Source organism: Nocardia sp. NPDC050412, assembly GCF_044458825.1.
Taxonomy (GTDB): domain Bacteria; phylum Actinomycetota; class Actinomycetes; order Mycobacteriales; family Mycobacteriaceae; genus Nocardia.
Map to the genome: position 1 here is coordinate 215,441 of NZ_JBITIJ010000006.1, position 16,977 is coordinate 232,417.

Annotated in this window: 14 protein-coding genes; 4 read left to right on the forward strand and 10 right to left on the reverse strand. The window is 65.5% G+C overall.

Translation table 11 applies throughout. The features are described from left to right. The first annotated feature begins 12 nt into the window (after positions 1-12). Positions 13-882, forward strand: coding sequence for an oxygenase MpaB family protein (locus tag ACIBI6_RS18700; RefSeq protein ID WP_364344446.1), 870 nt, complete (start codon positions 13-15; stop codon positions 880-882). On the opposite strand, the gene ACIBI6_RS18705 is transcribed toward ACIBI6_RS18700, so the two are convergent. The 5 genes from ACIBI6_RS18705 to cofH all read right to left on the reverse strand — a co-directional run bounded on the left by ACIBI6_RS18705 (position 879) and on the right by cofH (position 7,831). Next, a complete protein-coding gene (locus tag ACIBI6_RS18705) occupies positions 879-1,826 on the reverse strand; it encodes a proline dehydrogenase family protein (protein WP_364344449.1) in 948 nt (315 codons plus the stop codon). The two genes, ACIBI6_RS18700 and ACIBI6_RS18705, sit on opposite strands and share 4 nt — an antisense overlap. Beyond that, on the reverse strand, positions 1,823-3,460 hold the full coding sequence (pruA, locus tag ACIBI6_RS18710) for an L-glutamate gamma-semialdehyde dehydrogenase (RefSeq protein ID WP_364344452.1): 1,638 nt from the start codon (positions 3,458-3,460) through the stop codon (positions 1,823-1,825). Before pruA ends, ACIBI6_RS18705 begins: the two co-directional genes overlap by 4 nt. A gap of 51 nt (positions 3,461-3,511) precedes the next feature. Beyond that, positions 3,512-4,615 carry a succinyldiaminopimelate transaminase gene (gene dapC / locus ACIBI6_RS18715; RefSeq protein ID WP_364344623.1) on the reverse strand — a complete coding sequence of 368 codons (1,104 nt, stop codon included), beginning with the start codon at positions 4,613-4,615 and terminating at the stop codon, positions 3,512-3,514. A gap of 23 nt (positions 4,616-4,638) precedes the next feature. Beyond that, positions 4,639-4,962, reverse strand: a complete 324-nt coding sequence (gene fdxA, locus ACIBI6_RS18720) for a ferredoxin (protein WP_040695137.1) — start codon at positions 4,960-4,962, stop codon at positions 4,639-4,641. Between the two features lie 190 nt (positions 4,963-5,152). Next, complete coding sequence (gene cofH / locus ACIBI6_RS18725) at positions 5,153-7,831, reverse strand: 5-amino-6-(D-ribitylamino)uracil--L-tyrosine 4-hydroxyphenyl transferase CofH (protein WP_396957206.1); 2,679 nt, start codon at positions 7,829-7,831, stop codon at positions 5,153-5,155. 243 nt (positions 7,832-8,074) lie between these two features. Here cofH and ACIBI6_RS18730 point away from each other — a divergent pair, with 243 nt between their 5' ends. From ACIBI6_RS18730 to ACIBI6_RS18740, 3 genes are all read left to right on the forward strand, one after another. After that, complete coding sequence (locus ACIBI6_RS18730; RefSeq protein WP_364344459.1) at positions 8,075-8,572, forward strand: PH domain-containing protein; 498 nt, start codon at positions 8,075-8,077, stop codon at positions 8,570-8,572. Between the two features lie 68 nt (positions 8,573-8,640). Next, the gene (locus ACIBI6_RS18735) at positions 8,641-10,194 is read left to right on the forward strand and encodes a PH domain-containing protein (RefSeq protein WP_396957353.1); all 1,554 of its coding nucleotides are present in this window, start codon (positions 8,641-8,643) and stop codon (positions 10,192-10,194) included. 149 nt (positions 10,195-10,343) lie between these two features. Further along, positions 10,344-12,182: an APC family permease gene (locus ACIBI6_RS18740; RefSeq protein ID WP_396957207.1), complete on the forward strand. Its 1,839-nt coding sequence runs from the start codon at positions 10,344-10,346 to the stop codon at positions 12,180-12,182. A gap of 33 nt (positions 12,183-12,215) precedes the next feature. Here the strand turns inward: ACIBI6_RS18740 and ACIBI6_RS18745 are convergent, their stop codons facing one another. From ACIBI6_RS18745 to ACIBI6_RS18765, 5 genes are all read right to left on the reverse strand, one after another. Further along, positions 12,216-12,635 carry a hypothetical protein gene (locus tag ACIBI6_RS18745; RefSeq protein WP_396957208.1) on the reverse strand — a complete coding sequence of 140 codons (420 nt, stop codon included), beginning with the start codon at positions 12,633-12,635 and terminating at the stop codon, positions 12,216-12,218. Continuing rightward, positions 12,632-12,790 carry a hypothetical protein gene (locus tag ACIBI6_RS18750; protein ID WP_169338103.1) on the reverse strand — a complete coding sequence of 53 codons (159 nt, stop codon included), beginning with the start codon at positions 12,788-12,790 and terminating at the stop codon, positions 12,632-12,634. Before ACIBI6_RS18750 ends, ACIBI6_RS18745 begins: the two co-directional genes overlap by 4 nt. 20 nt (positions 12,791-12,810) lie before the next feature. Next, positions 12,811-14,277 carry an amino acid permease gene (locus ACIBI6_RS18755; protein WP_396957209.1) on the reverse strand — a complete coding sequence of 489 codons (1,467 nt, stop codon included), beginning with the start codon at positions 14,275-14,277 and terminating at the stop codon, positions 12,811-12,813. 96 nt (positions 14,278-14,373) lie between these two features. Next, positions 14,374-15,246 (reverse strand): N-acetyl-1-D-myo-inositol-2-amino-2-deoxy-alpha-D-glucopyranoside deacetylase, encoded by an 873-nt coding sequence (gene mshB / locus ACIBI6_RS18760; protein WP_396957210.1) that lies wholly within the window; start codon positions 15,244-15,246, stop codon positions 14,374-14,376. After that, positions 15,243-16,976: an ABC transporter family substrate-binding protein gene (locus tag ACIBI6_RS18765; protein ID WP_364344629.1), complete on the reverse strand. Its 1,734-nt coding sequence runs from the start codon at positions 16,974-16,976 to the stop codon at positions 15,243-15,245. Before ACIBI6_RS18765 ends, mshB begins: the two co-directional genes overlap by 4 nt. Position 16,977 lies beyond the last annotated feature (1 nt).

The following is a 16,977-nucleotide window of genomic DNA, read 5'->3' on the forward strand; positions in this document are numbered from 1 at the left end:
ACGAGGCCAACGATGACCTTGCCGCTACCCGTGGAGCCGCCCGATCCCGGTCCGACCTGCCGCTACGGCACCGTCGACAACTTCGCGATGGACGAATTCTGGAGCGGTGTCGCGGCCTTCCTCGGCGGGACGGCCAATGTCATCATGCAGCTCAGCCTGCGGCCGGTCGCCTACGGCGTCATGGAGAGCACGGTCGAATCCGGCCGCATCGATGTGCACCCATGGAAGCGCACCCGCACAACGCTGACCTATCTCGCGGTGGCGCTGATGGGCACCGAAGAGGATCGTGCGAACTACCGCGAAGCCGTCAACGGTTCACATCGCGCGGTGCATTCCGAGCCGGGCGCCGCGGTCAAATACAACGCCTTCGACCCGAAACTGCAACTGTGGGTAGCAGCCTGTTTGTATTGGGGCCTGGTCGATCTGGAGGAGCGGCTGCACGGGCCGATGGACGAGGACACCGCGGATGTGCTCTACCAGTACGCCGCTCGACTCGGCACCACCCTGCAGATGCGACCGGAAATGTGGCCCCGCGACCGAACGGCCTTCCAGGAGTACTGGAATGCCACTCTCGCGACCAAGACCGTCGATGCCCGCACCCGCGCGTACTTCAACGATCTCATCGATCTGAAGATGGTCGCCTGGCCGTTGCGTATATTCGCACCGCTGCAGCGGTTCCTGGTGACCAGTCTGCTTCCGCCGCATCTGCGCGCCGAGATGCGCATGGATTGGAGTGAACGCCAGGAGCGCTTCGCGAACCGATTGCTGCGTGCGATCGGCGCCGTGCACCGCATACTTCCCAAGCCCGCCAGGCTCTTTCCGATGAACCTGTGCCTGTGGGATATGCGCAGGCGGCATCGCCTCGGCAAGCCGCTCGTCTAAGACTTGCCGAACAGCGCGCGCAGAAAGAACGCGAGGTTGGCCGGACGTTCGGCGAGGCGGCGGGTCAGATAGCCGTACCACTGGCTGCCATATGGCACATAGACCCGCATGGCATTGCCCGCGGCGGCCAGCCGCAACTGCTCGGGACCGCGGATGCCGTAGAGCATTTGGTGCTCGAGCCGTTCTGGGCCACGGCCGGTTTCGGCGGCCAACTGTTCAACCGCGCGGATCAGCACCGGATCGTGGGTGGCCAGCATCGGGTAGCCGTCGCCGCCCATCAGGATCTCCAGACAGCGCAGGTAGGAATCGGTCACCTCGGCGGCGCGCTGATAAGCGACGGTATGCGGTTCCCGGTATGCGCCCTTGCAGAGGCGAATTCGCGATCCGGGACCGGACAGCTCACGACAGTCCGCCTCGGTGCGATGCAGATAGGCCTGCAATACCGCTCCGAGCCAAGGGAATTCGGTGCGCAATTCACGAACCGTCGCCAGTGTGGCCTCGATGGTGTTGTGTTCCTCCGCGTCGACGGTGACCCACACACCGGCCTCGACCGCCTTGGTGCACAGAATGCGCAGGTTCTCGGTGGCGATGGCTGGGCCGTCGGCGGGAAGTGCCTGCCCGAGTGCGGAGAGTTTCACCGATACCTCGGTGCGCGCCGCGGTATCTCGGAATCCGTTCAATGCCGCCAAATCGTTGATCAGCGAAAGGTATTCGGTCACAGTGGCATCGGCCTGTGCCCGGTCGGTGGTGTTCTCTCCGAGGAAGTCGACGCTGATCAGCCGGCGGCTGGCCAGCAGCTCCCGCACCACCGGAATCAACTCGTCACGGCCCTCACCGGCCACGAAGCGCCGGACGATGTCGGCTGTGACCGGCGTCCGGGTCAGGATGCGCTTCATCCGCGGTGAGGCAGAGGCCGCGAGTATGACCGGCCGCAATGGATTCATTCCGACCTCATGTGCGGATACCGGTAGTCACCCGGCGGCACGAAGGTCTCCTTGATCGTGCGAGGCGCGACCCAGCGCAGCAGGTTCAGCGGCGAACCCGCCTTATCGTCGGTGCCCGAGGCGCGCGCACCGCCGAAGGGCTGCTGACCGACGACCGCGCCGGTCGGCTTGTCATTGATATAGAAGTTGCCCGCGGCGAATCGCAGTGCGGCCGAGGCTTGTTCGACGGCCTTGCGGTCCTGGGCGAAGACCGCACCGGTCAATGCGTAGGGCGCCGCCCTCTCTACCTCGGCCAATATCGCCGCGTAGGAACCGGGTTCGGCATCGTCGTAGACGTGCACCGCTAGGATGGGACCGAAATATTCGGTGGCGAAGGCGTCGTCGCGCGGATCATCCACCACCAGCACCGTGGGCCGGACGAACCAGCCCTCGCTGTCGTCGTATTCGCCGCCCGCCGGAATGGCGATACCAGCTGACCTGGCGCGTTCGATGGCGGCCACATTCTTGTCGTAGGCACGCCGATCGATCAGTGCCCCACCGAAATTCGTCAGATCCGCGACATCGCCGTAGCTGAGCTCGCGGGTCAGTTGCAGGAAGTCGTCACCGATCGTCCGCCACACCGAACGTGCGATATAGGCGCGCGAAGCCGCCGAACATTTCTGGCCCTGATATTCGTAGGCACCGCGAATCAGCGCGGTACGCAACGCATCCGGATCTGCCGACGGGTGCGCGACGATGAAGTCTTTACCGCCGGTCTCGCCCACCAAGCGTGGATAGCCGTGGTAGCGACCGATATTCGCGCCGACCTGGGACCACAGGAACTGAAATGTCTTGGTGGAGCCGGTGAAATGGATGCCCGCCAGCCGTGGATCGACGAGCGCGACCTCCGACAGTTCGACACCGTCACCGGTCACCATATTGATGACACCCGGCGGCAGTCCGGCCGTCTCCAGCAGCCGCATCGTGCAGAAGGCCGCGAGTGTCTGCGTCGGCGAGGGCTTCCACACCACGGTATTGCCCATCAACGCGGGCGCAGTGGGCAGATTGCCCGCGATGGCGGTGAAGTTGAACGGTGTGATGGCGTAGACGAACCCCTCCAGCGGGCGGTAGTCCATCTGATTCCACACACCGGCGCTCGACTGCGGCTGCTGCTGCAGAATCTGGCGCGCGAAGGCCACATTGAAGCGCCAGAAGTCGACCAATTCGCACGGCGCGTCGATTTCGGCCTGCTGGACCGTCTTGGATTGACCGAGCATGGTCGCCGCGGCGACCGTCTCCCGCCACGGCCCGGCCAACAGATCCGCCGCGCGCAGGAAGACTGCCGCCCGCTCATCGAAGGGCGTGGTACGCCAGCCGGGGGCCGCCGCGAGCGCGGACTCGATGGCGCCGTGGGCTTCCGAATGCGTGGTGTCGGTGTAGGTGCCGAGTACATGCCGATGTCGGTGCGGGGCGACGATATCGTGCCGAGCTCCGATGCCCGGCCGGTGTTTGCCGCCGATGACCAACGGAATATCCATGGATTCGGCGGCGATTTCGGTGAGCTTGGTGATCAGCAGTTCCCGCTCAGGGCTGCCCGGCGCATAGGAATGCACCGGCTCGTTGCTGGGAACAGGGACTACCGTGACAGCGTCCATACCCCAAGGCTATCGCCGTTGCGGGGTCATCGGGCACGACTGCGGGACGTGTCAGGCCAGGCGTTGCGCCGCGGTCTCGATACGTTCATCGGAGGCGGTCAGTGCGATGCGCACGTGCTGCCCCGCGCCTGGTCCGTAGAAGTCGCCCGGTGCGGCGAGGATGCCGCGCTCGGCCAGCCAGTCCAGGGTGGCGCGGCACGGCTCGCCCCTGGTGGACCACAGATACAGGCCCGCTTCGGAGTGATCGATCCGGAAACCGGCTTGCTGCAAGGCCTTTCGCAACACCTCACGACGCGCACGGTAGCGCTCACGTTGCACCGACTCGTGGGCGTCGTCACCGAGCGCAGCGGCCATGGCCGCCTGGATCGGGAACGGCACCATCATGCCGGAGTGCTTGCGCACCTCGAGTAGTTCGGCGACGAGTTCCGCATCGCCCGCCACGAATCCGGCGCGGTAACTTGCCAGGTTGGAGGTCTTCGACAGCGAGTGCACCGCGATCAAACCGGTATGGTCGCCGTCGCATACCTCCGGATCGAGGATGGAGACGGCTCGCCCCTCCCAGGCCAAGCCCAGGTAGCACTCGTCGGAGGCCACGACCGCGCCGCGCTCCCGCGCGAACTGCACCACCTTGCGCAGATGCTCGACACCGAGCACCTTCCCCGTCGGGTTCGATGGGGAGTTCACATAGATAAGGGCAGGCGATTGCGGACCCAACTGGGTCAGCCCGTCCGCGCGCGCCACTTTGGTACCGGCGAGCAGCGCACCCACCTCGTAGGTCGGGTAGGCGACCTCCGGGATGACGACCAGATCGTCCGCGCCGAGGCCGAGCAGCCGCGGCAGTCCGGCGATCAACTCCTTGGTGCCGATCACCGGCAGCACCGCGGCCGGGTCGAGTCCGGTGATCCCGTAGCGCCGCTTCAGCGCATCGACCGCCGCGATCCGCAGTTCGGGCGTGCCGTGCGTGGTCGGATAACCCGGCACGTCGGCGACCGAACTCAATGCCGCACGGATCAGCGGGTCCACCGGATCGACCGGGGTGCCGACCGATAGATCGACGAGCCCGTCCGGATGCGCGGCGGCCTTCGCCTTCACCGCCGCAATGGTGTCCCAGGGAAAATCGGGCAGCAGAGCGCTGACCCGGCGACGCGGTGACACAGAACTCACTCAGTACCTATTACTCATTCGGTCGCCATCGGCGGCAGCTCTTTGATGAACGGCGGGTCGTAGTCCACCTTGCCGACCTTCGTCGCACCGCCGGGCGAACCCAGCTCGTCGAAGAAGTCGACATTGGCGTTCACGTATCCGCTCCACTGGTCCGGGGTGTCGTCTTCGTAGAAGATCGCCTCCACCGGGCACACCGGCTCACATGCACCACAGTCCACGCACTCGTCGGGATGGATGTACAGCATGCGACCACCCTCGTAGATGCAGTCCACGGGGCATTCTTCGATGCATGCCTTGTCCTTCACGTCAACGCACGGTTCAGCGATGATGTACGGCACTGCCGCTCTCCTAGTCTGTCCTCACGGGGATAGTCCGCCCAGCGTCACACTAGCCCGGCAGCCCAGGTTACCCCGGGTCAGCCTGCCCTAACTAACTTCGTCCCGAATGCCACTCGCTGGATATGAAACACCACCGACATCCGCGCCTTTGCGAATCATCCGAGTGCGACGACCGGGAATCCGGTATCGCCTAGCCCACTGTCAGTGGCAGCGCCGCGGAGATCTTCCGCGGTGGTACCCCATAAGTCGTGGTGCGTTCGCGCACCGGACGGCCGATACCCTCGGCGATCTCGGCGAGTTCCGCGACGGTCTTGGCGGAACCGTGTTGCGATCCGGCCATGCGGGAGATGGTCTCCTCCATCAAGGTACCGCCCAGATCGTTGGCACCGCCGTTGAGCATCATCCGGGTGCCCGCTGTACCGAGTTTCACCCAGCTGGTCTGGATGTTATCGATGCGGCCGTGCAACATGATCCGCGCGAGGGCATGCGCCGCGCGGTTGTCCCGGATGGTCGGTCCCGGTCGCGCGGCACCGGCCAGGTAAAGCGGTGCACTCTGGTGCACGAACGGCAACAGCACGAATTCGGTGAAACCACCTGTCTCGTCCTGGATTCCGCGCAGCACCCGCAGATGTCCGACCCAATGCTTCGGATTGTCGACGTGGCCGTACATCATCGTGGAACTCGAACGCACGCCGACCCGATGGGCGGTGGTGATCACCTCGACCCATGCGGAGGTCGGCAGTTTGCCTTTGGTGAGCACCCAGCGCACCTCGTCGTCGAGGATTTCCGCGGCGGTGCCGGGAATGGTGTCCAACCCGGCTTCCTGCAGCGCGACCAGCCAATCACGGATGCTCTGGCCGCCGCGAGAGGCACCGTTCACGATCTCCATCGGGCTGAACGCGTGCACATGCATCGATGGCACCCGCTGTTTGATCGCGCGCACCAGATCGGCATACCCGGTGACCGGGAGATCCGGATCGATGCCGCCCTGCATGCAGATTTCGGTCGCGCCGTCGACATGCGCCTCCCAGGCGCGGTCGGCGACCTCGTCCATGCTCAGGGTGAAGGCGTCGGCATCGCCCTTGCGCTGGGCGAATGCGCAGAAGCGGCAGCCGGTGTAGCAGATATTGGTGAAGTTGATATTCCGATTCACCACGTAGGTGACATCGTCGCCGTTGACGTCGCGGCGCAGCTGGTCGGCGAGTGCGGCAACCGCATCCAGTGCCGGTCCGTCGGCCGTTGCCAACGCGAGGTATTCGGCGTCGGTGAGCCCGGCCGGATCGTTTTCGGCGGCACGTAGCGCGGCGAGCACATCGGAATCCAGCCGCTCGGGGGCCGCGACGGCGAGGTCACGAGCCTGTTCGCGGATGGTGTCCCAGTCGCCGAAGGCCCCGACGACATCGGTATCTGATTGGCGGCCCTCGCGGGTCCCTTCGTGGTCACGCAAGCTGCCGCCTCCGTGCCCGTCGCTCCCTGCTCCGCCGAGTGCGGAATCGCTTCGGCTCTCGGTATTTCGGCCCTCGGTATCGATCGAGGTATTGAGATCGATGCGGCCCGCGGATTCCCACGACTCGTCTGGTTCCTGCCAGGGCAGGCCGGCCGGAATCGCATCCGGATTCGCCAGACCGGTTTCCGGATCGGTGAGCGCGGCGACGTGTGCGCCGATGCGCGGATCGACCCATGGGTTGCCCGCGCGCACGTATTTCGGGTGCGCCGAAGTGCGCTCGACGAGTTGGTAGCCCGCGGCCTCGGTGATTTCGCGCAACGTATCGAGGTTCGGCCAGGGCCGTTCCGGATTCACGTGATCGGGGGTGACCGGCGAGACGCCGCCCCAGTCATCGATGCCCGCATCGATCAGGGCCTGGCATTCCTCGTGCGACACCAGATTCGGCGGCGCCTGCACCGGAACGTCGGGGCCGAGCAGCAGCCGGGTGACGGCGATGGTGGCCCGGAACTCCTCCATACCGGCGTCGGGAACATCGCGCATGGCGGTGTCGTCCTTGGCCCGGAAGTTCTGGATGATCACTTCCTGGATATGCCCGAATGCCTTGTGCTGCTTGCGAATCGCCATGATCGACTCGGCGCGCTCGGTCAGCGTTTCGCCGATGCCGACCAGAATGCCGGTGGTGTAGGGCACCGAAAGCCGACCGGCGTCGGTAATCGCGCGCAGGCGCACCGCCGGATCCTTATCCGGACTTCCGTAGTGGCAGTTGCCCTTTTCGGTGAACAGCCGGGTGGCGGTGGTCTCGAGCATCATGCCCATGGACTGCGCCACCGGCTTGAGGCGCGAGATTTCCTCCCAGCTCAGCACGCCCGGATTCAGATGCGGCAGCAGACCGGTCTCCTCGAGCACCATGATCGAGACGGCGCGCAGGTAGTCCAGCGTGGAGTCGTAGCCACGTTCGTCGAGCCACTGCGCGGCCTCCGGCCAGCGGTCCTCGGGACGGTCACCGAGAGTGAACAGGGCTTCCTTACAGCCGAGCTCGGCACCGCGACGCGCGATCTCCAGCACCTCGTCGGGCTCCAGGAACATGCCCTTGCCTTCGGCGCGCAACTTGCCCGGCACCGTGACGAAGGTGCAGTAGTGGCATTTGTCCCGGCAGAGCTTGGTCAACGGGATGAAGACATTGCGCGAATAGCTGATGGTCTTCGGCCGACCCGCCGATTCCAGTCCGGCATCGCGCACCCGGGCGGCGCTGCGACACAGGTCGACGAGGTCGTCGCCGCGTGCGTGCAGCAGTACGGCCGCCTCGTCCACATTCAATGTCACACCGTCGCGGGCCCGCCGCAGCGCACGGCGCACGGCCGACGGCGTTGGCGGTGCGGGCGGGACGCTCGGGGTCGCTAGCTCGGTCACGCCCTCGATCATGCGCTACACATCCTGGGCTGTCTCCCTCCAGTGCTTTTGAGTGAGCGAAGCGAGCGAACCAATAACACAGCAGCGCCACGCTCGCAACGGGGCCGAGCGCAAGCGAGGCACCGTTGTGAGCGGTGATAACTATGCGGTCTCACGCAGTATTCCGGTATGTCGGGTCGAATTATTCCCCTGCAGGTAGGTGGGTTGTAGCAGAGGACGGAGACGGTCGCGCCTTGACGTGCAACCATGGCAAGCATGTCGCAGCCGCGCACGATCCTGGCCGGTCCGGCCTGGCGTCCGAGCACCAAGGCCAAGCTCTTGTGGACCATTCAGGCCGCGATCGGGTGGATGATTCCCTTCGTGGCACTGATCTTGTGGGTTGTCGTCGACTCCGAGCATCGTGGTGCGCAGCTGGCGGTGTTCGCGGTGGCGCTCGTGCTCGCGGCGGTGAGCATCGGGGTGATGCCGCTGTGGCGGTATGCCGTGCATCGGTGGGAGGTGACCGATGACGCGGTGTACACCCGGGTGGGCTGGTTGACGGTGGAGAGCCGGGTGGCGCCCATCTCCCGGGTGCAGACCGTCGACACCGAGCGCGGGCCGCTGGAGCGATTGCTCGGGCTGGCGACGGTGACCGTGACGACGGCGTCCTCGGCCGGTGCGGTGCGGATCTCCGAACTCGATCTGCCGGTGGCCGAACAGACCGTCACGCGGCTGACCGAGATCGCCGCATTGCACCGTGGGGATGCGACGTGAGTTCGTACCTACCGGAAACCGATCTCGCGCCGGAGATCCAGCAGCCGTGGTTGCGGCTGGATAAACGAATGTTGTTGGTCCACCCCGTCAACGAGGTCGTGCGGTTCATTCCGGTGCTGATCGGGTCGGTGCTCCTCGGCACCAATACCGGTAACCCGCTGTGGGGACTCATCGCGTTGGTGGCGATCGTCGGGTTCGCGCTGACGCGCTGGTTCACCACCGCCTATCGGGTCGGGACGACACATGTCGAGTTGCGGACCGGGTTGATTCAGCGCAAGAAACTGTCGGTGCCGCGGTCACGGATCAGGTCGGTGGACATCGAGGCCGATCTGTTGCACCGGATTCTCGGGCTCGCGGTGTTGGCCATAGGGACTGGGCAGCACGCGGATTCGGGTGAGAAGTTCAAACTCGATGCGTTGGATGCGGGTGTGGTGCCGCGGTTGCGGGCGGTGTTGCTCGCCCATACCGCCGGTTCGCCGGAATCTACTGTTGAACAACAGGTTCCAAGCCTCCGGAAAGACCTGCCGGTGTCCGGGAACGCCCGGGAGATCGGACATTGGCGTGCGAGCTGGGTGCGTTACGCGCCGCTGTCGCTGACCGGTTTCGCGATCATCGCACCCATTGTCGGTTTGGCATTTCAGTACGGGTTCGACCAGATCGTGTTCAGTTCCGATGCGGTGCACAGTATCGAGGACGGTAGCGGGGTTCTCATCGGCGTCGCCATCGCGGTGCTGGTTGTCGCGATCGTGGTGATTGTCAGTCTCGCGGCCTGTGCGCGTTATCTGACAACGTATTTCAAGCTGCGAGTGCTCGATAACGACCGCACGCTGCATCTTCGTCACGGACTGTTCACGACCAGACAGATCACCCTGGATCTGGCCCGTTTCCGTGGCGCGACCGTCAACGAGCCGCTGCTGCTGCGCATGGCCGGTGCCGCCGAGCTCGAAGCCATCATGACCGGCCAGAGCCCGCGTCAGAAGATCCTGCCCCAGGCACCGCGCTCCGCGATCGAACGCACCCTCGCGGAACTGCTCGCGCCTCGGGCGGTCCGACGCCCGGGTGCCACGAACGAACTCTCGAGGGCCGAGGATTCGGTGGACCGAGCGCCGCAACAAGAGCCGAGCGCCGGCCGCGCGCCGCGCGCCATGGTGAGCACCGCGGCGTTGATCGCGCACGGCCCGGTCGCGCGCCGCCGTCGGTATCTCCGCGCGCTCAGCCCGATCGCGATACTCGCGGTCGTAATGCTGATCAATTCCCTTGCCGGAGAAGACTTTTCACCTTGGTGGTGGCTGCTCCCCACTTTCACGGCTCTGATCGCGACCGCGCTGGCCGCCGACCGTTACCGAGGCCTCGGCCACGCCGTTCTGCCCGCCACCGACGGCAGTCCGGCCTGGCTCATCACCCGATCCGGCTCGCTGGACCGCGACCGCGACTGTCTGGAGGCCCCCGGCATCATCGGTTGGACTGTCCGCCAATCCTTTTGGCAGCGCCGCTCCGGCATCGCCACCGTGGTCGCCGCCACCGCGGCCGGTAAGAAGCGTTACCTTGTCGTCGACATTCCGCTCGATCAGGCCTGGGAGCTCATCGAATCGGCAACCCCCGGCCGCCTCGGTCGACGCTGACCCACCGAGACGAATTCCCCGACCATGCGCCGTTCCATCATCGCTCCTGATCCAGGTGTCTGAGACCGTTCGCTCCGAGAATGTGGCCGATCCAACTCGCGCGGTGTCGCTGACCAGTTGCCAGTACCGCGCCGAGTTCAATGGTCAGCGTGGTCGAGACCCCGATATCACGGACGCGGGAGTTACCCATTGCCGATCGTCGCGTGCGGCGGATGCAGCGCGGTGACAAATATCGACTGACAGCGATCGGCGGTTTGGCGGCGTTATCGCTGGATGCGCTGTCCAGCGTGGCATACGGGCCCGAGGCGATCGTGCTGGTACTTGTCGCGGCGGGTGCGGCGGCGGTGTCGTGGACTCTGCCGGTTTCACTGACGATCGCTGTGCTGTTGCTGGTATTGGTGCTGTCGTATCGGCAGGTTATCGCCGTACATCCGGATGGCGGCGGGTCCTATGCGGTGGCGAAGAAGGATCTCGGTCGCGGTGCCAGTCTGCTCGCGGCGGCGAGTCTGGTGGTGGACTATGTGCTGACCGTCGCGGTGAGTCTCGCGGCCGGTGCTGCCAGTTTGGCGAGCGCATTTCCGGTGCTGGCCGATCATCTGCTGCTGATCACGCTGAGCGGGCTCGCGGGACTCACCGTGATCAATCTCATCGGGGTGGCCGAATCGGCGAAAGTGCTGATGGGACCGACACTTCTGTTCATCCTCGCGATTCTCGCGGTGATCGTGGTCGGACTATTCCGCTCGACACCGGTCGCGGTGATCGGTACCGATCTGGGGCCGTTCGTGCCATACGACACCGTCGGAATACTGTTGCTGCTCAAGGCATTTTCGGCAGGATGTTCGGCGCTGACCGGTGTCGAGGCGATTGCCAATGCCGTGCCGTCGTTCCGCGCCCCCGCAGTGCGGCGGGCTCAGCACACCGAGGTCGCGCTCGGCGTGCTGCTGTGCACGATGCTGCTCGGTTTGGCGCTGCTGATCCGTCGCCATCACGCGGTGCCGCGCGGCGATGTCACCCTGCTCGCGCAATTGTCCGCGGCGGCCTTCGGAACCGGGTGGCCGTTCTACGCGACCAGTCTGGCCGTCACGCTGGCGCTGTGTCTGGCCGCGAATACCAGTTTCGGCGGACTGCCGGTATTACTGTCGCTGCTGGCGAAAGACCATCGGGTCGCGCATCTGTTCGCGTTGCGCTCCGAGCGCCCGGTATTCCGCTATGGCGTTGCGGCCCTTGCCTTTCTTGCCGCCACCGTACTGTTGGTCGTACATGCCGAAACCCACCGTGTGCTACCGGTTTATGCGGTCGGCGTTTTCATCGGGTTCACCATCAGCCAGACCGGGCTGGTGCGACACTGGCGCGAGCAGCGTGGGTCCGGCTGGATTCGGCGCGCCATTCTCAACGGTTTCGGCGCGCTGCTAACTGCCGTGGCCGCCGTGGTTCTGCTCATCGAGAAGTTCGACGAGGGTGCGTGGCTGCTGCTGATCATTTTGCCCGCGTTGATAACTCTGTTTGCGCGCACCGAGAACTACTACCGCAGTGTGGCCGATCAACTCAGCCTCGGCCGAATCCCCGTTCTGCCACCGCAATCCCCGGATCAGGAGCCGATGCTCATCGTGGTTCCAGTGGTCGCGGTCAGCGAAGTCACCGCGCGTGCCTTGCGCATCGCGCAAGCCTTGGACGGCGAAATCGTCGCCGTCGCAGCCGAAATCGACCCCGCTGCCACCCGTCGACTAAGCGCCCAGTGGAAGCAGTGGGATCCGGGCGTCCCCCTCACGGTCCTCCCGAGTCCACACCGCAATCTCATTACCACCCTCGTCGGCTACGTCCGCGGCCGAACCCGAACCGGACGCCAAGTGACCGTTCTGCTGGCCCAGGTAGAAGCCGCCCACTGGTATCACCGTCCCCTGCACAACCCGCGCGGCCCCGTGCTGGCCGCGGCCCTGCGCGCCCGCACCGATGCCGTAATCGCGAGCCTGGCCATTCGCCTCGACTGAAGGTTCGTTGCGTCCGTATGCGTTGCCGCGACGTCAGTGACTGCTGAATAGACCGGCGTTGCTTCGGATGTAGATGTAGAGCAGCGGCGGGACCAGTCCACAGAACAGCAGCAGCAGGGTGCGCCAGTCGCTGCCCAGCATGATGTCGCCGCCGGGGCCGGTGACGGAGCAGGTCAGGAAGCCGAGGGTCCAGGCGGCGAGGGGGAGCATCATTGCGCTTACGCGGTGGGTTATGGAGCGAACTCCCATCACCAGTAGCACGTTGATTACGCCGGCCAGCACTGCGGACAGGGGGAAGGCCACAGTGTTGATGTAGGTGGGGAGGTAGAGGACCTCCAGGGCGAGGGTGATCAGGCCGTCCAGTACCAGGACGGCGATGATCACCGGGCCCAGGGGCAGGTTCTCATGGGCGCCGGAGGTGTGGTTCGGTGCCTTGGCGAAAGTGACCCTCACGCGACCGGCGGGAAACCGAGGAGGGTGAGCAGGTGGCTCTGCATATCGACGAACGCGTACAGCACCGACATGTAGAGGTCGTGCTGTTGCTGCGCCCCAGGGCGCAGGCTGTCCACGAAGGCAGCGATGGCGTTCTGCAGATCCCAGTTGTACATGATCGGAGTCTAAGCCGAAATCAGTCGCCTTCAATGGGGATGTTGGCGACGACCGGGAACTCTCCGGTGTAGCCCTTACGCATCTGGGCGATCGCGAGCACCCGCTTGCGGGCGGCGAACCAGCCGATGATCAACGCCGGGATGAGTACAACGAGCGAGGCGACGGTCCACGTGCCGACCGGATAGTCGACGCCGGTGAGCACCACCACGAAGAACAGGAATACCAGCGTGATCAGGCCGGTCCACGGCGCACCCCACATGCGGAACTGCGGCCGCTGGAGTTTGCCCTGTTTCCACCAGCGCCACAGCTGCAGTTGGCACAGGACGATGGTGGCCCAGGATGCGATGATCCCGAGCGAGGCCATATTCAGCACGATCTCGAAGGCGCGCTCGGGCACGAGTCCATTGAGCGCGATACCGCAGAGCGCGATCAGGCTGGTCAACAGGATGCCGCCGTAGGGCACATCGTTGCTGCCCATCACCCCGGTGAACTCGGGCGCGCTGCCGTTCATCGACATCGACCGCAGAATGCGTCCGGTGGAGTACAGGCCCGCATTCAGGCTGGAGAAGGCGGCGGTGAGCACGACGACGTTCATGATGCTGCCGATGCCGGGCACCCCGAGCATGGTGAAGAAGGTGACGAACGGGCTCTCACCGGACTTGTAGCTGGTGTAGGGCAGCAGCAGTCCCAGCAGCACGAGCGAGCCGACGTAGAAGACCGCGATCCGCAGGATCACCGAATTGATCGCGCGCGGCATGATCTTCGCCGGATTCTCCGTCTCCCCCGCCGCAGTGCCGACCAATTCCACAGCGGCATAAGCGAATACGACACCGGAGGTGACCACGACCAGCGGCAGGATCCCGGTCGGGAACAGTCCACCATGAGCGGTGACGACACTCGGACCGGTCGCCGCGCCCTTGACGGTGAATCGGCCGATCAGGAATACCGTGCCGACGATCAGGAACGCACTCAGCGCGGCCACCTTGACCAGCGCGGCCCAGAATTCCATCTCACCGAACCACTTGACCGAGACCAGATTGACCGCCAGCACCAGCACCAGCGCGATGAGCGCGAGCACCCACTGTGGAACATGAGTGAATCCGGCCCAGTAGTGAAAATATTGGGCAATCGCGGTGGTATCGGCGATACCGGTCATCGACCAGTTCAGGAAGTACATCCAACCGGCAATGAATGCGGCCTTCTCACCGAAGAATTCGCGGGCATAGGAAACGAACGAACCGGACGACGGACGGTGCAGCACCAGCTCACCGAGCGCGCGCAGAATGAAGAATACGAAGACACCGCAGACCGCGTAGACCAGGAACAGCCCTGGTCCCGCACTCGCGAGCCGACCGCCGGCACCGAGGAACAGACCGGTGCCGATCGCGCCGCCGATGGCGATCATCTGCAGCTGACGTGGTTTCAGACTCTTGTGGTACCCGTGATCCTCGATGCTGAGGTGAGCTTTGTCACCGACCGCTGTCATGAACCGCTATGCCTCCACATCGATGTCCGAAATCACAAAGACCGTACTCGCCGTCTAACACGGCCGCGACAGCAACCCTCGAGCAATACTTTGAAACTAAAGCCCCGCGAACAAATCGTGTTCACGCCCATCCGCCCCCACCGGACCGCGCGTACCACGGACCAAAATGAAGTGCTCCTCCGGAAGTACCGGCTGCGCAACATTATTGGACAGTGCGAACTCGCGCCCCGACGGCGCGACCGTCACCTGTGTGGCATGTGCCCGCAGCGCCGCTCGCTTCGCGGCCAGCGAATCGGACACATCGATGGTGGCCGTCACGGTATGACTCGGCACGCTCGCGAGTTCCCCCGCGGCGGGCAACCGCCAACCGCGCGGCAATGCGCCGGGCAACCCCTCGACGGTCCGCCGGGCCAGCGCCTCGGTGTGCAGTCGCAACATGTCCGCATCGGTGACGGTCCAATAGAACTTCGGGGTGTCCCACCCTTGTTCGGCCGCCGCGGTCACCGCCGCCGAAGTGACCCAGTGCGCCCGAATATGGTCCGGATGCCCGTAGCCGCCGCGCGGGTCGTAGCCGATGACCACCCGGGGCCGTAGTTCGAGCACGATCGTGGTCAGCGCCTCCACCGCCGCGGCACCCGAATGCACGAAGGCCCGCGGATGCTCCGCGGCAGGGGTACCCGCCATACCGGAGTCGCGCCAGCGGCCCGCACCGCCGAGGAAGCGCGGCGGTCCAGCCTTCAGCGCGGCCAGCGCGTTGGTCAGCTCCGCGATCCGGTAGCCGCCCAATTGATCGGCGTGATCGGCGGTCAGCAACGCCCACTCCTCGCCGATGACCTCCCCCTCTTCACCGAGGGTGCAGGTCACCACCGTCACCGGTACGCCGCGGCGGCGGTAGTGCGCGATGGTGCCCCCGGTGGTGATGGACTCGTCGTCCGGGTGGGCGTGCACCAGCAGCAGTCCACCGGTCATGGGATCCTGCGCCACATCGCCGCATCACCGAAGATGCCGACCTGAATGGCACCGCTCAACGACGCACCGTCGACCCGCGGTCCGGATGCGGCGACCACATTGTCCTGCACGATCGGTAGCACTGTCGCCAGAGCCCACAGCCGCGGCTCGGCCTCGGCCAGCGCCCGGCCGACCTCGACACCGCGCAACGATTCGTCGATCGAGGGCTGCAGGCCGGGATCGCAGATGCCGGACAGATTGCTCGGCGCCTTCTTGGCCGCCTCGATGGCGGTCTGCGAATCTCCGTTGCCGGCACCGGTATCCACCGGCGGGCAGCCGTAGCGCGAGGCGAGCACGGTGGCCGGATCCGAACCGGCGACCTCCCAGCCGACGATGGCGTCCACGCCGCTGTCGGTGAGTTCCTTGCCGTAGAGGGTATCGGCCGCGAGACTGCGCACGCTGGCATCTATTCCGGCACTGCGCAATTGGTCCGCAGCGGTATTGGCGACGGCGAGCGCGGTGGCGTCACCGGTTACCGCGCCGATCCGAATCGCCAGTGCCTTACCGTTTTTCGCCACCGAACGGGGCTGCGGTGCGGGCGAGGTCGGCGACTGCACCGGCGGCGTCTCGGGAGCTCGACCATAACCGGCCTCGGCGAGCAGCGCGAACGCCTCCTCCGCGGACGGCCGCGGCGGCGCGGTCGGTGTGTACCCGGGATCCGACGGTGTCAGAATCTGCGCGCGCACCGGCTCGACCCAGCCACCGGTCTGCCCGGCGACGGTGGCCAGCAGCGTCGGATCGATCAGCGCGGTCACCCCGCGCCGCACCCGCGGATCGCTGAGATCGCCACTACGCCCATTGATTGCGAATTGCAGCTCACGCGACTGCGGCATGATAACGGTGCGCACCGACGGGATCGCCGCCAGCTGCGCCTGGGTCGCGACACCACCGTGCACCAACGCCATCTGCGCATCGCCGGTGCGCAGCGAATCGGCCAGCTGCGCGGGAGTTCCGCCGCGGCGCAACAGAATCTGATCCGGCGCGGCCGGGGTGCCCCAGTACCGATCGTTGCGTTCGAGCAGGATCTCGTCGCGTCCCCGGTCGGTCGATTTGATGCGGAAGTTGCCGCCCGAGACCTGAACTCCCTCGACCAGCCCGGTGGCGAAACCACCGGGCTGATCCTTGATCAGATGCGAGGGCAACAGATTCGTGAACAGCTCACGCCAAGCCGGATACGCCTCGGTCATCGTGACGGTGACCGTCTTACCGCCGCCGGAGGAGCTGATATCGGCAATGTGCCGATAACCCGCCGGATCGACGACACCCGGCTGGGTGATCATCTGCTGCCACAGGAACCGGAAGTCCTCCGCCGCGATCGGCGCACCATCGGACCAGTTCGCCTGGTTGCGCAGCGTATAGGTGATGGTGAACGGTTCCTGCGCGGTCACCTCGGCCGAGACCACCAGCGCGGTATCCGGCACCCACTCGGTGGCGCCGGGCACCGCCGGATTCGGCACCGGCCGGAACGGGCTCGGCAACACCATCGAACTCACCGCGGCGGTGGCCGGCGACTGATCGGAACGCAGGTGCGGATTGAACCCGATGCCGATGTCATCGATGGCCACCACGACGGTGTTCTTACCGGGCTTCGCCGGTGTCGTCTTCGGGCTGTCGGTGCTCTCGATCGGCGGTGGCGGATTCGCGGTGCAGCCGGCGAGCACCATAGAGGAGGCCGCCATCATGATCAGCATC